16 protein-coding genes and 1 riboswitch are annotated in these 21,162 nt (G+C 34.9%); of the genes, 9 read left to right on the top strand and 7 right to left on the bottom strand.

What is annotated here, in order from left to right:
- Positions 1-19: 19 nt before the first annotated feature.
- A complete protein-coding gene (locus IC221_RS29930) occupies positions 20-658 on the bottom strand; it encodes a trimeric intracellular cation channel family protein (protein ID WP_367397776.1) in 639 nt (212 codons plus the stop codon).
- Between the two features lie 182 nt (positions 659-840).
- Between IC221_RS29930 and dnaE the strand changes: the two genes are divergently transcribed.
- From dnaE to IC221_RS15940, 5 genes are all read left to right on the top strand, one after another.
- Positions 841-5,109, top strand: a complete 4,269-nt coding sequence (gene dnaE, locus IC221_RS15960) for a DNA polymerase III subunit alpha (RefSeq protein ID WP_188169927.1) — start codon at positions 841-843, stop codon at positions 5,107-5,109.
- Between the two features lie 566 nt (positions 5,110-5,675).
- On the top strand, positions 5,676-5,930 hold the full coding sequence (locus IC221_RS15955) for a hypothetical protein (RefSeq protein WP_188169926.1): 255 nt from the start codon (positions 5,676-5,678) through the stop codon (positions 5,928-5,930).
- A 338-nt stretch (positions 5,931-6,268) separates the two neighbouring features.
- Entirely contained in the window at positions 6,269-7,807 is a 1,539-nt protein-coding gene (locus IC221_RS15950) for an ammonium transporter (RefSeq protein ID WP_188169925.1), read from the top strand.
- 447 nt (positions 7,808-8,254) lie between these two features.
- A complete protein-coding gene (locus IC221_RS15945; RefSeq protein ID WP_188169924.1) occupies positions 8,255-9,817 on the top strand; it encodes an ammonium transporter in 1,563 nt (520 codons plus the stop codon).
- Positions 9,818-10,048: 231 nt separating this feature from the next.
- Entirely contained in the window at positions 10,049-11,401 is a 1,353-nt protein-coding gene (locus IC221_RS15940) for a carbohydrate porin (protein WP_188169923.1), read from the top strand.
- A gap of 54 nt (positions 11,402-11,455) precedes the next feature.
- On the opposite strand, the gene IC221_RS15935 is transcribed toward IC221_RS15940, so the two are convergent.
- Positions 11,456-12,145 carry a metal-dependent hydrolase gene (locus IC221_RS15935; RefSeq protein ID WP_188169922.1) on the bottom strand — a complete coding sequence of 230 codons (690 nt, stop codon included), beginning with the start codon at positions 12,143-12,145 and terminating at the stop codon, positions 11,456-11,458.
- Between the two features lie 212 nt (positions 12,146-12,357).
- Between IC221_RS15935 and IC221_RS15930 the strand changes: the two genes are divergently transcribed.
- Complete coding sequence (locus tag IC221_RS15930; RefSeq protein ID WP_156152536.1) at positions 12,358-12,639, top strand: hypothetical protein; 282 nt, start codon at positions 12,358-12,360, stop codon at positions 12,637-12,639.
- A 230-nt stretch (positions 12,640-12,869) separates the two neighbouring features.
- Here IC221_RS15930 and IC221_RS15925 read toward each other — a convergent pair whose 3' ends face one another.
- The 3 genes from IC221_RS15925 to modA are packed head-to-tail and all read right to left on the bottom strand — an operon-like array spanning position 12,870 to position 15,112.
- Entirely contained in the window at positions 12,870-13,661 is a 792-nt protein-coding gene (locus IC221_RS15925; protein ID WP_188169921.1) for an ATP-binding cassette domain-containing protein, read from the bottom strand.
- The gene (modB, locus tag IC221_RS15920; RefSeq protein ID WP_188169920.1) at positions 13,658-14,329 is read right to left on the bottom strand and encodes a molybdate ABC transporter permease subunit; all 672 of its coding nucleotides are present in this window, start codon (positions 14,327-14,329) and stop codon (positions 13,658-13,660) included. The genes IC221_RS15925 and modB overlap by 4 nt, the downstream gene beginning before the upstream one ends.
- 39 nt (positions 14,330-14,368) lie before the next feature.
- A complete protein-coding gene (gene modA, locus IC221_RS15915) occupies positions 14,369-15,112 on the bottom strand; it encodes a molybdate ABC transporter substrate-binding protein (RefSeq protein ID WP_188169919.1) in 744 nt (247 codons plus the stop codon).
- 153 nt (positions 15,113-15,265) lie between these two features.
- Here modA and IC221_RS15910 point away from each other — a divergent pair, with 153 nt between their 5' ends.
- Positions 15,266-15,502 (top strand): hypothetical protein, encoded by a 237-nt coding sequence (locus IC221_RS15910; RefSeq protein ID WP_188169918.1) that lies wholly within the window; start codon positions 15,266-15,268, stop codon positions 15,500-15,502.
- A 58-nt stretch (positions 15,503-15,560) separates the two neighbouring features.
- On the opposite strand, the gene IC221_RS15905 is transcribed toward IC221_RS15910, so the two are convergent.
- A complete protein-coding gene (locus IC221_RS15905) occupies positions 15,561-16,478 on the bottom strand; it encodes an exonuclease domain-containing protein (RefSeq protein ID WP_188169917.1) in 918 nt (305 codons plus the stop codon).
- A 6-nt stretch (positions 16,479-16,484) separates the two neighbouring features.
- Complete coding sequence (locus IC221_RS15900) at positions 16,485-17,687, bottom strand: retropepsin-like aspartic protease (protein ID WP_188169916.1); 1,203 nt, start codon at positions 17,685-17,687, stop codon at positions 16,485-16,487.
- A 604-nt stretch (positions 17,688-18,291) separates the two neighbouring features.
- Here IC221_RS15900 and IC221_RS15895 point away from each other — a divergent pair.
- On the top strand, positions 18,292-19,398 hold the full coding sequence (locus IC221_RS15895; protein ID WP_188169915.1) for a BamA/TamA family outer membrane protein: 1,107 nt from the start codon (positions 18,292-18,294) through the stop codon (positions 19,396-19,398).
- Positions 19,399-19,827: 429 nt separating this feature from the next.
- Positions 19,828-20,029: riboswitch (cobalamin riboswitch) on the top strand.
- A 155-nt stretch (positions 20,030-20,184) separates the two neighbouring features.
- Positions 20,185-21,162, top strand: coding sequence for a ribonucleotide-diphosphate reductase subunit beta (locus tag IC221_RS15890; protein WP_188169914.1), 978 nt, complete (start codon positions 20,185-20,187; stop codon positions 21,160-21,162).

The following is a 21,162-nucleotide window of genomic DNA, read 5'->3' as shown; positions in this document are numbered from 1 at the left end:
TTAGCTTTTGCTTTATCCATTACCAATCCTCTTCGTCAACCGTTTCTTCATTTTTATAAATCGAAGGTAAGGTGATTTCTTTGTAAACAACCCAAGTTCTTACAACTAGTATTGTAAAAACAGGCACAAGTTCTGTTACAAATCGATTGCATTCAAAATGATAAAGAAGGATGTAGATAATTCCACCGAAAATACTTACTGTCGCATAAATTTCTTTTTGGAAAACTACAGGAATTTCATTGACAAGGATATCCCTAGAAACCCCACCAAAAGCACCTGTAATCACACCTAAAATAATACATATAATATACGGGAGATTATAAGTTAAACCGATTTGAACTCCTGCAACAGAAAAAAGAGCCAAACCTATTGTGTCAAAAAGCAATAAAGAGGTTCTGAAACGATCCAATTTGTCTTGAAAAACCATAGCACAAATGGCTCCGGCCAATATGAAATAGATATAACTTGGATCTGCAATCCAAAATACGTCCCTTTCTTCAATCAGGGTATCTCTGAGTGTACCACCGCCAACCGCAGTAACGAAGGCTACAATGATAACACCAAACGGGTCCAACTTTTTCTGCATGCCAACTAACGCACCAGAAATAGCAAATGCAAAAGATCCTACAACGCCAATGTAATAGATAATTTCTTTCACGATAACAAGTTTACAAAATGAACAATAACTTCAAACAAACGCTCATTCAAAAAAGGAGGTTTAAAATCTGGAATCAAAGGAACGCAATTCTATAGTAGGAGTTACATATTAATTAGATTTATTTAATGAAAACTTTTTAGAACTTTGCTATTTTTGTAAACTGAATTAGACAAAACTCCGCAATGGCATATATCATATACGATACGGAAACCACAGGTTTACCGAAAAATTTTAATGCACCCTTATCTGATCTTGACAACTGGCCAAGAGTAGTTCAATTAGCATGGCAATTACACGATGATCATGGTAAATTGATTAAAGCTCAAAACCTTATCGTTAGACCAGATGGTTACACGATCCCCTTTAATGCTACAAAAGTTCACGGTATTACCACTGAACATGCATTAGAACACGGTCATGACCTGAAGGATGTATTAGAGGAGTTTCGTATTGACTTGGCAAAAGCAGACCGTCAAGTAGGCCATAACCTTCAGTTTGATATTAATGTAACAGGGGCGGAACTTCTAAGAGTTGATCTCGAAAGTAAAATTCTAGAGGTAGAAGTAATCGATACGATGATTACTTCCACTGATTTTTGTGCATTGCCTGGAGGTAGAGGGGGTAAATTTAAATCGCCTTCACTTACAGAACTTCACAATAAACTTTTCGGAGTACCTTTCGCTGACGCCCATGATGCCGCATATGATGTTGACGCTACAGCACGCTGTTTCTTTGGTTTAATTGAACACGGTGTTGTAACGCCTATTAATGACGTTGCAGTTGAAGCGGTAATCTATGAAGCTCCTGAGCTGGATGAGGCAAATTTTGCTTTCAAGAATAAATCCAAGGTTTTAGGTAGAGGTAATGTAAGTAAAGAAGAAGGTTTAGCAAGGCTGAAAGATGTTAAGTTTACGCACCTTCATACGCACACTCAATTCTCTATCTTAAGAGCAACTTGTACGATTGGAGACTTGGTGGCGAAATCACAAGAAGACGGTTGTGATGCAGTTTGCCTTACTGATCATGGTAATATGTATACTGCTTACCATTTCGTGAGAGATGTACTGAAAGCAGAGTTAAAACCTATTGTTGGGTGTGAAGTTTATCTCGTAAAAGATCACAAAAAGAGAAAGTTTACAAGAGATGATCCAGATAGAAGGTCTTCTCAAGTATTGATTGCTAAAAATAAAGACGGGTATCATAACCTTGCTAAGTTATCTTCTCAAGGCTTTATTGATGGAGCCTATACAGATCGAGATGGTACTTATGCCCGTATTGATAAAGAACTTTTACTGCAATATAAAGGTGATCTAATCGCTACTACTGGTGGTTTGCAATCACCAGTAAATAATCTTATTCTGAATGTTGGTGAAGAACAGGCAGAACAAGAATTTGTGTGGTGGTTAGAAAATTTCCAAGACGATTTTTATATCGAATTATGCCGTCATGGATTGGAAGAAGAAGATCACGTAAACGAGGTATTACTTCGTTTTGCTGAGAAATATGATGTGAAATATTTTGCTGCCAACAATGTTTATTACATGGATGAGGCAGGGGCTGATGCACATGATATCTTATTGTGTGTAAAAGACGGTGAAAAGAAATCGACACCAATTGGTAGAGGTAGAGGGTATCGTTTTGGTTTCCCAAATAATCAATTCTATTTCAAATCTGCAGAAGAAATGAAAGAATTGTTCTACGATTTACCAGAAGCGATTGAATGTACGCAGGAAATTGTAGATAAGATCGAATCTTATAAACTGGCTCGTGATGTCCTCTTGCCTGCCTTCGATATCCCACAAGAATTTGTGGATCCAGAAGATGAAAAAGACGGAGGGAAACGTGGTGAAAACGCTTTTTTAAGACACCTTACTTATGTAGGTGCAGAGAAAAGGTATGGAGTGATTACAGACGACATTCGTGAGCGTTTGGATTTCGAATTAAAAACGATTGAGAACACGGGTTATCCTGGTTATTTCTTGATTGTACAGGATTTTACAACGGAAGCCCGAAATATGGGAGTATCCGTAGGCCCTGGTCGTGGTTCAGCAGCCGGATCAGCCGTAGCCTATGCGATTGGTATTACCAATGTGGACCCCATCAAATACGACTTGCTATTTGAGAGATTTTTGAATCCAGACCGTGTATCCTTACCCGATATTGATATTGACTTTGATGATGAAGGTAGACAGAAAATCATCAACTGGGTAGTCGATAAATATGGCTTCAATCAGGTATCCCATATTATTACTTACGGTACAATGGCGGCAAAATCTTCCATCAAAGATACCGCTCGTGTAATGGATTTACCGCTTTCTGATTCAGATCGATTGGCGAAGTTAGTGCCTGATATGAAGCTGAAGAAGCTATTTGGAATGTCTGAACAGCAATTGGAAGACAAACTGAACAGTGAGCAGATGGAAATGGCTAACCAATTGAAGGCTATTTCTGAAGAGCACGGTACTTTAGAAGGAGAGGTGATCAACACCGCAAGGGTATTAGAAGGTTCTGTAAGAAATACCGGTATTCACGCTTGTGGTATTATCATTACGCCTGATGATATTACGAAGTTTATTCCTGTAACAACGGCCAAAGATGCAGACTTATTAGTAACGCAATTTGATAACTCCGTAGTAGAAAATGCAGGGATGTTGAAGATGGACTTCTTAGGTTTGAGAACCTTGTCCATCATCAAAGATGCAATAAAACTGATTAAACAACGTCATGGAATTGAAATCGATCCTGATGATATTCCGTTGGATGATCGTAAAACATATGAATTATACCAGAGAGGTGAGACAAACGGTACATTCCAGTTTGAATCCGCTGGTATGCAGAAGCACTTAAGATCACTAAAACCCGATGTTTTTGGAGACTTAATTGCCATGAACGCCTTGTATCGTCCAGGTCCACTAGAATACATTCCAAACTTTATTGCCCGTAAGCACGGTGATGAAGAGATTGTGTATGACATTGATAAAATGGACGAATACCTTGCCGAGACTTACGGAATTACGGTCTACCAAGAGCAAGTAATGTTGTTGTCCCAATCATTGGCAGGGTTTACAAAGGGTGAAGCCGATATGCTTCGTAAAGCGATGGGTAAAAAGATCTTCGCCTTGCTGGAGCAATTGAAGCCTAAGTTTATTGAAGGAGGTACAGGAAACGGTCACGATCAGAAAGCACTCGAAAAAGTGTGGACGGACTGGGAAGCATTCGCCGCATACGCCTTCAACAAATCCCACTCTACATGTTATTCGGTGGTAGCCTTTCATACAGGATATCTAAAAGCGAATTACCCTGCGGAATATATGGCCTCCGTGTTGACGCACAACATGAATGACATCAAGAAGGTGACCTTCTTTATGGAAGAGTGTAGCCACATGGGAATTCCGGTACTGGGTCCAGATATCAACGAATCAGAATACAAATTCTCCGTTAACGCAGACGGTGCGATTCGTTTTGGATTAGGTGCTGTAAAAGGTATTGGTACAGGTCCGATTAATGCAATTATTGAAGGAAGAGAAGAGAAGCCTTACGAATCTATTTTCGATTTTGTTGAAAGAGTTAACCTTAAGGCTGTTAATAGAAAAGTGATGGAGAGTTTGGCCTATGCAGGTTCATTTGATGAATATGAATTCCATAGAGCACAATATTTCCATATTCCAGAAGGAGAAAAATTCTCTGGAATCGATTTATTACTTAGATATGGTAACCGAGTGCAAGCGGATAAAATGTCTGCTCAAGCTTCACTGTTTGGAGCAAGTACAGGCGGGTCTGTTCCTCCGCCTAAATTACCTCAATTAGAGCCTTGGTCAAAATTGGTAGAGTTGCGTTTTGAGAAGGAAGTAGTAGGTTTCTTTATTTCAGGACATCCATTGGATATGTACCGAATGGAATTGGAGAACTTCTGTATTCCTATCAAGCACGTGGATTTACACAAACAACAAGAAATCAAAATCGGTGGTATGATCACTGAGGCTAAAATTCTTGAAAGTAAAAACGGTAATAAGTTTGGTATTCTGACAGTGGAAGATTACGAACAAACCCATCAGATGGCTATGTTTGGTGAGAACTTCAATAAAAACCGACACTTCTTTAATGAAGGGGATTTTGTTTGTGTAATTGGTCAAGTGAAAGAAAATTATAGAACACCTGGGCAGTGGGAGGTCAACCCTAAAAAGATCATGGCGTTATCTTCTGTCAAAGATCATTTCTGTAAGGGTATCGATTTGTCAGTAGATGTTGCAATGCTTAGTGATGACACGATTATGGATTTGGTAAATATTGTAGAGGAACACAAAGGGACAAGAGAAATGTCACTAGAGGTAATCTCAAGAGAAGACAATATGGTGGTGAACTTATTTTCTAAGAGTTATAAAGTAGACCCTTCCACTGAATTATTGAATGATTTGGATCGTTTGGAAGGAATAGAATATAGGGTTTATTAAAGAACCAAATACGCTTTTGATCCCCGTATGCACTAGAATTTTAGTGGGTGCGGGGATTTTTTTATTTAAATTTATAAAGATCACGTTCAAAATGTTTATTCCCGCACTTAGATCAAAAACTAATAGTCAATAGCTTTTTCAGAAGTAGCCTAGATCCGGATTAAAGCTTGAAAATATGAAGGTGATGAATGTTATTATAAAATATAACTTCCATCACTTTTTTTATTCTATTGACTATTAGAGGCTTAATAGAGAGAAATTATTTATGTTGATTTAATGTATTAAATAATTTTTTTTCATAAATATTTCATGAAATACGAAATTCTAAAAATGTAAATTTTTTTATATAAAAGTGTATTTACTAAACAAATAAAATGTAATTAAAAGTCGATTATTGTTGTTTAATATTTCGAATTATCAATTAAATTGTTCTATATACATTTAACGAAATTGAGGAATACCTATAATTTATTATGTCCTAATATTTGCAAAGTGATCGAATAACATCTATTTTTGTTATGTTAATGATACAAAAAATTATATCTATTGCATTTAAAACAATTATCATGAGCCAAAGTAAAATAGTTGCTGCTGCAGAAGCTGCACTTGACAAATTATCGAAGTTAAACAAGAAAGGAGAGTACGATCAACAAGTAAACGACTTAACTTGGGTGTTAGGAAGTTTCAAGAATGACGGAAACCCTGATGGTGTTTACCAGAAAGTTGCAGAGGCTAAAGACGTTCTGGCAGATTTAAAATCCAAAAAACCTAGAAGCGTAGCAAAAGCTTTAATGGATTCTTTAGAAGAAGCATTAGCTTAATGCTAATTGACATTGAAAAAAACTATTTTTTGCCATCAGTTTTGATGGCTTTTTTTGTGCCTAATTTTTTGTGTTTTAGCTTGAAAAGAGGGAAAGGAGCGTTTAGTTTTTTGAATTGAAATCCTTTTTTGTTTATGATATTTATATTTTTAAAGGGTGTTTGATGGTAATAATTAATTAAAATGAGGGTGGTTTTGTATAATTATTAAAACAAATAGGTGGATTTTCTTGATATTATAGATTTATTTACCTTTTATTGTAGTCATCAATTAAGTGCGACGTTTTATTGAAACGCATCTTGATTTACTAACAACAAACAGACAACAAATTTTACTTCAATGTTATATTTCATCTTAACATTTGCAATATTGTTTTCACCTACATTATTATTAGCAAATGAAACTTCTCCTCTAGCTTCCTTCAACGTGACGGATACACTATGGGTTTTATTTTCAGCAGTCCTTGTATTATTGATGCAGGCCGGCTTTAAAACATTAGAAACAGGTCTAGTAAAAAAAGAGCACCGTTCTAGTGTAGGAAGTAAAAACCTATTGGACTTGGTAGCAGGTGTGTTAGGCTTCTTTCTTATCGGATTTAGTTTAATGTTCGGTAAATCGTATTTTGGTATCATTGGTTTTGATCTTGATTTATTTTTAGGGCAAAACTTTAACAATGGCGACCAACAAATCCCTGGTGTAGTATTTTTCCTTTTCCAACTGGTATTTGCAGGTACTGCACTTACTATTGTTTCTGGAGCAATGTCTGGCAGAACAGGTGTTTTCCCTTATTTTATAGGTTCATTAATTACAGCAGTTGTGATTTATCCAATTTTTGGACACTGGGCTTGGGGTAATCTGTTTTATGAAGATAATTATGCTTGGTTAGCTGAAATGGGCTTTATGGACTTTGCGGGTTCAACAGTAGTACATACAGTAGGAGCATGTGTTGGTTTAGTAGGTATGATCATGGTAGGGCCAAGAATTGGTCGTTTTGATAAAAATGGAAAACCAAAAAACATCAAAGCTTCAGACTACTCTTATAGTATTTTGGGTGTAATGCTGCTTTGGATTGGATGGTGGGGTTTCAATGGAGGTAGTACGTTACAATTCAATTATAATGTTTTTGAAATTATCCTCAATACAAACTTAGCAGGTGCTGCTGCATGTTTCTCCGCTTTCTTCTTCTGTTATTTCTTTCAAGATAGAAGTGAGTTAATCGAGAAAATGATTGGTGGTGCTTTGACAGGTTTAGTGGCAATTACTGCATGTTGTAATGTAGTTTCTCCATTAAGTGCTTTGATCATCGGTTTGTTGTCAGGTATTGTTCATAATTTAGCTTTTGATTTAATCTTAAGAGTATTCAAATTGGACGATCCTGTAGGAGCCATTCCGGTTCATGGTTTTGGGGGTATATTTGGTACGTTGTGTGTGGCTCTTTTCGGAAAGGAGGAGTTACTTAATTTACCAAGATGGGAGCAACTTTTAATTCAAACGATTGGTATTGAGGTATGCTTGACATTTACTGTAGTGATTTCAATACTTATGTTTAGAATAATAAAAGTATCTTATGGCTTAAGAGTTTCACCTGAGCAAGAATTAAAAGGAATGCTGATGGGTAGACAAATGCCAGAAGAATTCTATCAAGATGATTCAAAACAAAAAGTAAGATATGTATCGATGCAAGTTTCTGAGAAAGGTTATAATCTTTTGAATATGAGTGATTTTGCTGGTTTGGATCCAATGTATAGAACCGAACTGATTGATGCTAAAAAAGTATCTTTTATTGATGAACACGGTGAGCCAGTGCCATTGATTGATGCGATGAAACAGTTGAAAAATTATTTAAAAGGAAAGCAAGGACAAGAAACAGCAGCTTAGTTCTGTAAGTTTTTTTCTTAATATAAAATACATTTGTAAGCAACCATAATTCGTTTTGTGGTTGCTTTTTTTATTTCATTTTTTGGATATGATTAAGACATGAATTTAAGGATATTACTATGTTTTAATACTTACTTAAAATGATTTTTTAGGGCGCTATTTTTTCAATCAATCAACAGCTGAAATGTGGTATTTGTGAGGTGATTGTAATGAGTTTTTATATGGTGTTATTTTTTATTTTTAATGGTTCAATAAATATCAATTTAATACTTTATATTATCTGCTATTTATAGTGTTAACTTCCTGTTTTTTAGCAGTTTTGATTATATTTTCACCTTATAATTTACAATTGCGATTCTAATCCCCTAATTTTGAAGTACATAAAAATGTGCGATGTTTTTATAGAGCTCTTATTAACTAGCAGACTGACAACCAAAATTTACTCTTATGTTATATTTCACCGTAACTACAATTAGCATTTTCTTATTATTACCTACAACACTATTGGCTACAGAAACTGTCAATACAGAATCTTTCAATATTCCAGATACACTATGGGTTTTATTGTCGGCATTTCTAGTTTTTCTAATGCAGGCAGGGTTCAAAACCTTAGAGACAGGTCTAGTACAAAAAGAACATCGATCAAGTGTCGGAAGTAAAAACTTGATGGATTTAGTGGCAGGAGTTTTAGGCTTCTTTTTGGTAGGTTTTGGGTTCATGTTTGGGAAATCTTATCTTGGAATTATTGGCTTTGAGCCAGATCTCTTTGTGGGGCAAAATCTACACAATGGCGATTTAACGATCCCTGGTATTGTGTTTTTTCTATTTCAACTTGTTTTCGCAGGGACTGCACTCACTATTGTTTCGGGAGCTATGTCAGGTAGAACGGGAGTTGTACCTTATTTCATTGGTTCTTTGGTAACGGCAATTGTGATCTATCCTGTTTTTGGACACTGGGCTTGGGGAAATCTCTTCTATAATAACAATATGGCTTGGTTGGCTAATATGGGTTTTATGGATTTTGCAGGCTCAACCGTAGTGCATACTTTAGGTGCATGTGTTGGTTTGGTAGGTATGATCATGGTGGGACCACGTATTGGTCGTTTTGATCACGAAGGTAAACCCAAGAGCATTAAAGCCTCGGATTACTCTTATAGTATTTTAGGGGTGATGCTTCTTTGGATTGGCTGGTGGGGTTTTAATGGTGGTAGTACACTTACCTTTACATCAGATGTTTTCGAGATTATTCTTAATACCAATGTAGCAGGTGCCTCAGCTTGTTTTTCAGCCTTCTTTTACTGCTATTTCTTTCAAGATAGAGGTGATCTTATCGAGAAAATGATGGGAGGAGCCTTGACGGGTCTAGTAGCAATTACAGCATGTTGTAATGTCGTTTCTCCAATGTCTTCATTAATCATTGGTTTAATATCAGGTGTCATTCATAATGTTGGTTATGATTTAATGCTTAAGGTATTCAAAGTGGATGACCCAGTGGGAGCAATTCCTGTACATGGATTTGGAGGCATTTTCGGTACATTGTGTGTAGCCCTTTTCGGAAAACAAGAATTATTGATTCTTCCTCGATGGGAGCAGTTGTTAATACAAATGATCGGTATAGAAGTATGTATTACTTTCACTGTGATTGTATCCATCGCAATGTTTAAATTGATTAAAATGTTCTATGGCTTGAGAGTAAGTCCAGAGCAAGAGATCAAAGGTATGTTGATGGGAAGGTCCATGCCTGTTGAATTCTATGACGTGGAAGAGGAACAGAAAGTAAGATATGTTTCCGTTAAAATTTCTGAGAAAGGTTATAACCTGATGGACGTGAAAGATTTTATAGCTCTCGATCCTGTTTATCGTTTAGATTTATTGGAGACAAAGAAAGTATCTTTTATTAATGATCAAGGAGAAGGAATTGAATTTGTTGATGCTATGAAGCAATTACACTCCGTTTTCGAAAGCTTAAATAGTAGAACAACTGATCCAGATTCTCAGTCTATCGCCTAAATGGTATTTTATCGGATGTCTAAAATCAACATTTACACCTCTAATTTTTAAAACAAAAAATAAATACAAAATATCTGAACAACGTAATCACCCAACTAAAAATATTAATTAGTCTTTCAGATTAAATGAAAGCATTGCTACTTTTTGATTTTTAAAACATATATTTATAAGAGAAGCTTTATTGTAAGGCTTCTCTTGTTTTTGTTTAGACTAATTTCTCTCATCGCACCTATGTATAAAAACGTACTACTACTTTTTACCATCTTTTCAATTTTCAGTACTCAGCTTTCTGCACAGAAAACATTTGAATTTCATACTTATGGCAGGGTAGGTATATCCTCTTCACTAGATGGAGATAAAGTAGGAGCGCGGTTGAACCTCTCTAATCAAGGTGCTTTAGGGGGGAGATTAGAAGAGAATGACTACATTGAATTAACGGGTGTGACCAATATTCATCGGTTATTAGATATGAAGGAAGATGGTCCTAAAATACAATTTCAATTGACCACACAGTCTTTTTCCGGTGATAATACTTTTATTGCCAATGATACAAAAACCAATTTTGTAGAAGTTTTTCTAGACATCACCGATACATTGTATAATATACCCATTCATTTATGGGTAGGAAGCAAGTATTTTAGAGATAAAAACATTGATATGGCCGATTATTGGCAATTCAATAACCTGACTGGTCAAGGTTTTGGTTTGACGATTGGTACTACCACAATTTCATTGATTAAAGCTTTAGTTGTTCAAGATCAGCCAGGCAACCCTTATGGCGATTCCAATTATGATGATGGTAGGCAAAAGCATGTTATTTCATTACAACACCGTTGGCATTTGAACCCAAATCACACTTTTAACTTTATGGGTGAATACCATTTCACCGGCAAAGATTCACTTACTGAACCGCAGTTTATTGTAAAGGAAATAAGTGATTATGGATGGTTGTTGGGGGTGATGCATATGTATCAGAAAGATAATTTCTTAAATCATTCGTCTATACGATTTGGAGCAAGAATAGCCAATGGTCCAGGAGATGATGGATGGTCTTCTCGTTCCTTTATCAATTTCGGTAACCCAAATATAAAAGGACGTTATGATGGTGCATATGGGATTAATATTACTGAAAATTTTGTGTACGATATCAATAAGTATTGGGGTTTAATGGGATATGGTGTTTTTCGATACGCTATGGGTGCGACTACACCGGTGTTTGTAGCAGACAATAGGCCTAATGAAAAATGGGATTTATCCATTGGTTTTCGGCCTATGATTTATTTATCTGATAAACTACAACTCATGTTAGAATATAATTTTCAGATGCGTGATTTTCAGGAGTATTCTCAGGGCTTAACAGGTTTTACTCCAGGTTTAGGACAGATGAATAAATTTACAATTGCTCCAGTGTATGTTCCTTCGGGTGAGAGAAGTTTAATGGCTAGGCCACATATCCGTTTGGTGTATTCTATTGCAGTATACAATGATGTGGTTAAAAAGTATGGGCTTTCTCAGTATTATGAAGCAGAAAATTCAGGAAATGTGGGGAATTACCTTGGGCTTAAGTCGGAATGGTGGTTTTAAAACCTTTACCTCATCATGAACACCAATGAAGCAAAGGTTTTAAATGATATTTAGCTAGACCGTATCTATGTCAATTGTTTCTCCTATGTTAGGTAATAGGAGTGATTTTTCAGATTGTTTAAAATAACGAGTAGCTGCTGCTTTATCGATTTTTATAGGAGGGAAGGTGTCATAATGATAACCCATAATTGTATTGCACTCTAGGTATTGAGCTGCAATTTTAGCGTCTTCATAACCCATTGTAAAGTTATCTCCAATTGGTAAAATTGCAAGATCAAGATCACCACATGTTGCAGGAATCAATTTCATATCCATTGTTAAGGCAGTATCACCTGCAATGTAAATTTTCCCTTCCTTATTCCAAAGCACAAAACCACCTGGATTACCCGCGTAAGTACCATCAGGTAATACACTTGAATGAATGGCGTTGACGTATTTTAATGTGCCAAAATCGAAAGTAAATTTACCTCCATGGTTCATTGGGTGTCCGTTAAGCCCCTTCTCGCCGTAGTAAGACACTATTTCAAAGTTTGAGATGATTGTAGCTCCTGTTCTTTGTGCAATTGCTTCTACATCTACCACGTGGTCTTGATGTCCGTGTGTAATCAAGATATAATCAGCTTCTAGTTCATCAATATTGATATCTTTAGCCAGCTCATTTGGTGAAATAAATGGGTCAACGATTAGCTTTTTGCCTGCTGTTTCAATCAGAAGAGAAGCGTGGCCTAAGTAGGTTACTTTCATGAAGTTTCTAGATTAATGTTTTTATAATTATCGACTCAATTTAATGTTAAATCAATGAATTAAAAACCAATTGGTTAAAAATGAATGATAAATTTTCATAAAGAAAAACGATGTAACTCTTGCATAAGTCAATATATTTGGTTTTGACTTTAATAAATATTACATTTAGCTAGACTATAAAATGCAGCACTCTTTATTCAAACTATAATGTTATGACCACAATGTATGTGTATGATGCCCTAAATTACTCTTTAATAGCTCAGCTTTCTAAGCGCTCTATCCTCAAAAGAGATTTGGGTATCACATTAAATTCAAACAAGGTGAAATTATTAAAAGCAGGACATCCTGTAATGATTTTATCTGGCTCAAATCTAACTAAACGTCCCTTATTTATGTCTTTTGACCCAATTCAGGAAGAAGATATTGAAGCTCTTTTTGTGAAATACCAATTAGATCGCTTCCATGAAGAAGAAGAAATAAACATAGCAGTTTAGTTTAATTTGTAGTTCAAAAAACAATAAATCATCAGTTCTTGTGTATTATTAAATGAATTAGCTTGCTTATTAACCAATTAAGAAAACAAAGCAAAAATAAGATTTTACCAGCATTAATTAGATGACCTGATCAATGCAAATACTCAATTTAGTATGGTTTATTAAAGCATGTTTAGAGCTTATTTTCAATAATGAAAAAGTTTTGAACATGCTTTTCCTTTTAAAGAGTTTTACTCAATAGAGATATGAATTTGCTCTCCTAACACTACTCCTTTTTTGAGAGGTAAAACGTAGTTTCTACGATCAAGCTCAACTTCCATAGTTCGCTCTTCAATATTGATTTGGGTAACAATTGCTTTTTCTTGAATTCTAGCATCCATGTCAAGAAGTTGTAATTGGAAGTCATTCAACTCATAAATATGTTGGGTTAATGCTTCTAATTCATGGATTTGATGCGTATTGATAAGTAGGGGTGTATGGTGTTTACTTTGAAAATGCATGATGTAGTCAATCACTCTTTGTTTTACTCTGAAATCTAAAGCAGAAAAAGGTTCGTCCATCAATAAAAGGTGAGGAAGTTGTACCAAAGCTCTTGCAATAGCTACTCTTTGTTTCTGACCGCCTGATAGTGTATTGACTTTTTGTTTTAGTAAGCTTCTGATCTCAAATGCATCAATTAATCGTTCCAATTCCTCTTTTTCAAACTTCTCATTTTGAGCAAATGAAATATTTTGAATGACATTCATATTAGGGAAAAGTGCATAATCCTGAAATACAAAACCAATATTTCTTTTTTGTGGTGACAATTGGACTTTTGAAGTGGTGTCTAACCAAACTGTATCATTGAAAATAATTCTTCCTTTTTCGCAATCCATAAGCCCTGCTATAACCTTGAGAAAAGTAGTTTTCCCCTTACCGGAAGGTCCTGTAATACCAATAATATCACCTAAGTCAAACTCTAATTGAAATTGACTTTGAACTTTACTCTTATTGATTTTTTTATATAGGCTAATGTGGATCACTTGAGGTTGAAATTATTCTTACGGTTAAAATAATAAAGTAGGAAAAGTATTGTAAATGAGAAGCAAAGTAATATAAACGCATATTCGTGAGCATTGTCGTACTGCATACTTTCTACATAATCATATATAGCAATTGAGGCTACTTTTGTTTTATCAGGGATGTTACCACCTATCATTAATACCACACCAAACTCACCAATTGTATGTGCAAATGTAAGGACTAACCCACTTAATATTGCACTTTTCATATTGGGTAAAACAACTTTTAGAAGTATTGTAATCTCTTTTTTACCCATAAGCATTGCAGCATGAATCAAGTCTTCGGGGATGGTGGAGAAACCTGCTTGAAGAGGTTGGATCATAAAAGGAAAGCTATATATAATAGATCCGATCAATAAACCACTGAATGAAAACACTAATTGAATATCGAAATGCTCCGATAAAAAGTCTCCTATTAGGCTATTTTTACCTAGTGTGATAAGGATATAAAAACCTAATACAGTAGGGGGTAACACTAGAGGAAGGCCAAATAATGTTTCTAAGAAGATGGTAAATATGTTTTTTCTTTTTGACAGAAAATACCCTAGAGGTATAGCAATGCAAAACAATATTATTGTGGTGAGCAATGCCAATTTTAATGTCAATATAAATGGAGTCCAGTCTATCATAAATGCTAAAAATTACTCAAAGATAAAGAAGTAATTATATCAATGGTAACTTTTAAGGATCGCTTGACCTTTATTGCTCATAATAAAATCAAGAAGTTGTTGGGCTTCTTTCTCATGCTTACCTTTAATACTGATCATCCCTTGTGCAATGGGTTCATATAGATGTTCCGGTACTTCTGACCAATACCCAAGGTTTTTGTTTGAGGGAGCATTGACAATAAAAATAGAGCTGAAACCTAAGTCTACTTGGTCTGCTAAAATAAACTGATTGACTTGTGATATACTTTCACCAAAAACCAATTTATTTTGAAGGCTATCATTAAATGAATGTTGGATGGCTTCTAGTGCAGCTTTACCATACGGGGCAGTTTTGGGATTGGCAATTGCGATTTTGGTAATCAATTTATCATCAATCTCCTCAAATTGAAAACGTCTTTCTTTGCTCCAAACTACCAATTTTCCTACCGAATACAGAATGACATCAGAGGCATTCATGTTCTCTTTTTTTAATGCTTGAGGGTAAATCATATCTGCAGAAACAAATACATCATAAGGAGCACCATTGATAATTTGAGCAGAAAGCTTTCCTGATGAGCCTACAATAATTTCACTGGCAATACCACTCTCTTGTTCAAAAGAGTGTATTAAGTCTCGCATTACAAACTGCATGTTAGCAGAAGTAGCAATCTTTAGCGTTTCAACTTGTTGGTTTGGCGTATTGCAATAAGTGAAGAGAACTAGGCCGGCAAGGAACATAAAAGACTGTTGAACTTTTGATAACATCGTATATAGAACGTTTATTTATTAGATAGAAAAGTAAATTTATATAAAAAATTAAACTAAATTGAAGCACCACTAAGAATGACCAAGGAATTGTCCTTCTTTAACAAGTTTTTTTGTGTATCATAAACTACAAACTCAAACCAACCCAATTCGATGTATTACAGATGTATCTTCAAAAATGAAGGAAGTGGACTACTTCAAAACTTCTTTTTTGACCTTAATGAAGCTCCTATCCAATTTTCATTATTCAATAAGAATTATGTATTGAAAAGTATAGAGGAGACCCATGATGAATTGCCAGAAACTGCGATTTATTATCGTAATAGAAAAATCTTTGTGATTCAAGATAATGAAATGGTCCCACTGACAACAGGTAGGTTGTTGGTCTAATGAAAATAGGAGGTAGAACTACAATCTTTACGAGGTTTGAAAAACTGTAGTTCTCTTCTTATTCAACGGATAATAAAAATTCATTTTCACCCATAATAAACAATGGGTAGCCTTGTTCTTTATATTTTTCAGCCGTTTTTAATTTGGAAGACTTGAAACCTTCACCATATTTCTTGAAGTCCTGTTGTCCAACTACTAAAAAATCAGTTTGAGGGGTCAACATATCAGGGAATACTTTTCCCCCTACAGAGACCACTTTTTGCATTGCTTCTTTTCGATTGATCTCGTTTAATTTTCCAGTAAATACAACATGTTTATTGTAAAAGCGGTGATTAGGGTTGGGGTTATTTGCAGGTTGGAATTGATACGTTTTCCTTTTCTTTACAGGTCTACCATTGCCAAAGTTTTGAAATGAGCCATTACTTTTCATGAATCCTTGCTTACTTCCCATTTTTTCAGTGAGCGTTTCTAAAGATTCACTGCCATGAATTTCTAGCATTTTCAAAGCAATAATGGCTGCTGCTTTTGCATCGCTCTCTGCATTGTGATGATCAAGTTTGATATTAAAATGATCAGAGAGAGCACTTAACCCATACCCACCAAGGTTGGGCAATGCTTTTCTGGAAAGTATAAGAGAACAATAAAATTCTATATCAGGCAAAGGTTGATGATAGGCTGTAAGTGTATCTCTAAGTACGGTGAAGTCAAATGCAGCATTATGGGCCAAAAGAGGATATTTGGTAAGTAACTGATGCAGTTCACTCCATCTTAGATCAAAAGTAGGTGCACTTTCAGTCATTTCTGGTGTAATGCCATGAATATCAATATTCATAGCATTATAGTAGTTCGGTAAGGGTTTAATCAGATGATGTTGAGAATCTACAATCTCGTAGTTTTCGACTACTACAATCCCAATCGAACACGCACTCGTACGTTTGGCATTCGCAGTTTCAAAATCAATGGCAATAAAATTCATGACTAATTACTGGTATTGTTCTTCACTAAAAATAGTGTGGCTTAAAGTATCGTTATTATGAATAAATTCAAAATCTAAACGATTACTGTTCTCTTGTATTTGTAAGAATTCACAATAACTATCAGAGGTGAAATTAGTTGTAGGAATTTGATTAATACTAATCACAGTATCACCAACAGTAATGTTACCGTGTTGATCTTGATAATTATTAAAAATACTTCTAATGTAATATGTTTTAAGATCCTCTTTTCGATCAATAGAAAGTGGGAAACGTTTATCTGAATGAAGGATTATCTCATCAACAGGTTTAATGTAAAGCATCTTTTTTTGCCAATTGATAACGAGATTATAGTTCGCAAAGAATCTATTCCCTAATAAATGAGAGCCTTTTTCTTGAAAACCGATAATAAAATCTTGACACAAATAATCACCTAGTAATAGAGAGTCTGCCTTATAAAATTTCTTGGTTTGGTTTTTACCCTTACCGAAAATACCAGAAGTAATACTTCCGTATTGTGATGTGATGAATTCAAGACTGTCTTTTTTAAGGACAGATTCCATGTATTTACCATTTAACCTGAGGTATCCATTACTTCCTGTGTCAACTTTGAGTGTAGAAGTAGCCCCATGGATATTAATTGGTACAATAGGGTTGAATTGATCATCGCTTGAAAAACGAATAGAATCGTATGCTGAGAGGTCTAAAGGTGTGTTGTTTTTGTAGATTGTAATCTCTTCTTTTTGATAATCTATTTGCCAGATTCCTTCTTTCATTAAGTTAGAACCAATAATGCCATCAACTCCTAAACAGCTGAAGTTTAATTTTTCATCATAAATGTCTAAAGCGATACAGTTGGTGTTTTTGAAAGAGAAGTTTTCAATGAAAAGTTCAGGGATTTCATAGAAGAAAGCATTTTGTTTGTTGTTTTGAGAGTCGGAAGCGGATATTTTGTGTTTTTTCTTGAATTGGTATTCTTCAGCCATTTCAATACTAATGACATTCATTGCTCCAGTATCAACGAGGAAATCATATTTTTTGCCATTAATCATGACTTTTATAATGATAAGCCCCATCCGAGTCTCAAAAGGGATAGTGATTTGATTGTCTTCCGAAATCAATTCACCTTTTTTCATTAAATGATACAGTTTATTGAAATGACAACTTGATAATGAGAGAAGAATGAAAAGAAGAGAAATATACTTTTTCATTTTTAATGGAGATTGAGTTTATAATAATGAATAGATTAGTTATTTATAGTAAATACACTGTAAACTAAATCAACTTTAACTACTAATTGATCTTTTGCCGACTTTTATTGGGTCCACTTTCAAGTTTCCTTCTTCTTCATTTTTGTCTTAACACAAAAACGAAGCAAAAAAGTCAAGGCTTTGAACGCAAAAGCTAAATTCCATTCCTTTCACCTAAATGCTTTTAAACTCGCTTGGCTCAAACAGCAAAATCATTTTTAACGGCTCTATACATAAAATTCTTAACGCTTTTCCATTCAAGGCCAATAAAGCACTACTAAAGTAAAAGAGTAGTAATACTACTGGCTAGAATGTTAAGCGATAGTGTCATTCGTGTCCTACAGATCAGTATTATTAATATTCGAAAACTTAGTTCATAGTAAGTGCTGAGCTGAAAAATACTTGTGATCAATTTTCGGCTTGGTACTTAATGAAGGTACAAGTATAAATTACTTTCAGTTAAAAAATAGTATTTTTGGCGATCTATCATTTGACTGTTGAGTAAAATCACTTTCGCGAAAAGTCCATTCATTGACCACAGTTGATCTGTAATATTGATATAAAAATGAACTTCAAACCACTTTATATACTGCTTTTACTTCTTGTTGTCGTTGTAAAAGGTCATGCACAATCTAAACTTGATACCCTATACAGACCACAATTTACCGCTTTTCCGTATCCTGCCTATGCACAAGAAACGAGTTGGGAGTTCGGCGCGGTAGGTATCTATCAATTCAAAACAGCAAACGCAACTTTTGATACAAGACCTTCCAATATTTACTTTATTGGTTTTTATACCTTAGAAAATCAAATGCGCTTTAAACTAGAGCATACTTTATTTACGAATCATGAAGATTGGGTTTTTGAAGGATCTTTGGAGTATTCTAAATACCCCGAAAAGTATTACGGTATTGGAAATAACACACCTATGGAAAATGAGCAGCTGATGGATTGGTCAAAGGTGGAGTGGAGACAACAATTCTTGAAAAAGTTATCTGATAAAATGTTTATCGGATTGCAATATAGGTATGTGAACTTTTGGGATATCAGTGTTGAGAAGAGAGCAGATGGGACAGGGAGTTTAGAAGAGATCCCAGGTTATAAAGGTGGGATAAACTCCGGATTGGGTTTAGTATACAAATGGGATAAAAGAGATTTTGTACTTGCTCCAACAAAAGGGCATTTTATTGAATTTAGAGCGGAAAGCTATGGTAGCTGGTTGGGAAGTGATTATAGCTTTAGTGCTTTCAAATTGGATATGAGAAAGTATTTCTCACTAAATAAGAGAAAACCATATAATACGGTGGTCGCTTTTCAAGGTCTGCTCAATCAGACGTATGGTGATGTTCCTTTTAGAGAATTATCACTGATGGGTGGCTTAGTGATGATGAGAGGAGTTTATGAAGGTCGGTTTAGGGATAATCATATGATGGCTTTTCAAGGTGAAGTAAGACAACATCTATTTTGGCGAATTGGAGCGACAGCATTTTTTTCAGCGGCACAAGTAGCTCCAAATTGGAATGCCTTCCTTTTTGATCAGTTTAAATTTGCAGGTGGGGCAGGGCTTCGTCTTTTAATTAATAAAGATGACCGAGCAACATTAAGGGCAGATTATGGTATGGGCCCAGATGGAAGTTCGGGATTGTATCTCACTTTTGGAGAAGCCTTTTAGAGGTGAAAAATATTTTTTGCAGATTCTTCCTCACAGGAATATTTTTTGAAAAAATCAACACCTTAATAGTGATTGTAAAAAAGATACAATAGTGTACTAAATACGCTTAGAGTTTTTTAATATGTAATTCTAATTACAATATTTTTGTTCAAACAACAAAACAATTCGTATTTAACTATAGTTTATTATTTTGTTCCCATTTTGGAAAATTTGCCTTTGTAAAAATTGATGTTTTTCTATGAATAAGCGCTAGTGTTACAAAGTTGTATTCAGAATTATTTCTTTTTGTATTCTTTGAAAAGTACAATAATATTTATCTCTCGTTGTAATTTTATATAGCGCTTTATATTGAAGATTTCAAGAAAAAAATGTGTAAATTTTTTAAAAAAAAGAACCTCTTAAAAGTTTGCATTACTCCGCAAAACACCATTAATTTGCTAGAATAAAGGTGCTCAAAGTTGTGTTAAAATACTTTGAGTGAAAAGGGAAATAGGTGTGAATCCTATACTGTACCCGCAGCTGTAAGTAGAGAGAAGTGCTTTATTTTTAACCACTTTGAAAGATGATCAAGGGAAGGTTGAAGCACCAAATTATACAAGTCAGAAGACCTGCCTTTATAAGCTCAGAAATCTTTTTCGGGTTTAAAAAAGGAGCTGTATCCTATCATCTAAAAAATGAAATGCTTGTTTTTTTGTGTAGGAAATCACTTACTCTAGTTTTTTGGAGTGCCTTTAAATTTAAGTGTTTTTTCACTTTGTGTGTTGTACTAAGAAAAATAAATGAAAAATGAGCTTACTTGATAAACGTGTAGCTTACAAACCCTTTGAATATCCTCAGGCTCAGGATTTTATAGATGCTATTCATCAAACTTTCTGGATTCATTCAGAAGTGAATTTTGATGCTGATATTCAACAATTTAAAACAAACCTTACGGATAATGAACGTGAGGTTATTGGAAATATCCTTAAGACTTTTGCTCAAACAGAAACAAATGTGCAGGATGATTTTTGGGGTGTAGTTGGACAGTTTATCCCAAAACCAGAAATTGCTGCAATGGCAATTACATTTGCTGAAAATGAAGCAAGACACGCCTCAGCTTACGCTCGTTTGAATGAGTTACTAGACTTAGATAACTTTGAAGAGTTTTTGGAAGATGAGACGGCTATGGAAAGATTAGAAATGCTTTCAAAAGTAGCTGTAGATGAGAATGGAAAGCCTTCTCCTTCAGACTTATTACAAAGTATTGCCATTTTCTCTTGCTTTACTGAAAATGTAAACCTATTCTCTCAATTTGCGATTTTACTATCCTTCAAAAAGTTCAAAAACCAACTAAAAGGGATTGGAAACATCATCAAATGGAGTGCGAAAGATGAAAACTCTCATGCTCGTGCAGGAATGTGGTTATACAATACTTTAATTTCTGAATACCCAGAGTTGAACACTCCTGAGTTACAAGAACGTATCTACGAAGCTGCTAAAATTTCTCATGATGTTGAAGTTCGATTATTGAACGGCATTTTTGAAAAAGAAGAAATGTCTTTCCTTCCTCTTGAGAACTTGATTCACTTTATGAGAGACCGTTTGAATAGAAGCTTAAACGAGATTGGTTTAAAACCTATTTTCGAAGTAAACCAAGATGCATTGAAGGAAATGCAGTGGTTTGACGAAGAAGTATTTGGTCACGCTCATGACGACTTCTTTGCGGTAAGACCAACGGAATATACTAAAAAATCACAATCTGTAACTGCAGACGATTTATTCTAA

The organism is Flammeovirga sp. EKP202, from assembly GCF_014534745.1.
In the GTDB taxonomy this organism is placed as follows: Bacteria; Bacteroidota; Bacteroidia; order Cytophagales; family Flammeovirgaceae; genus Flammeovirga.
This window is presented reverse-complemented; position numbering and strand designations above follow the sequence as displayed.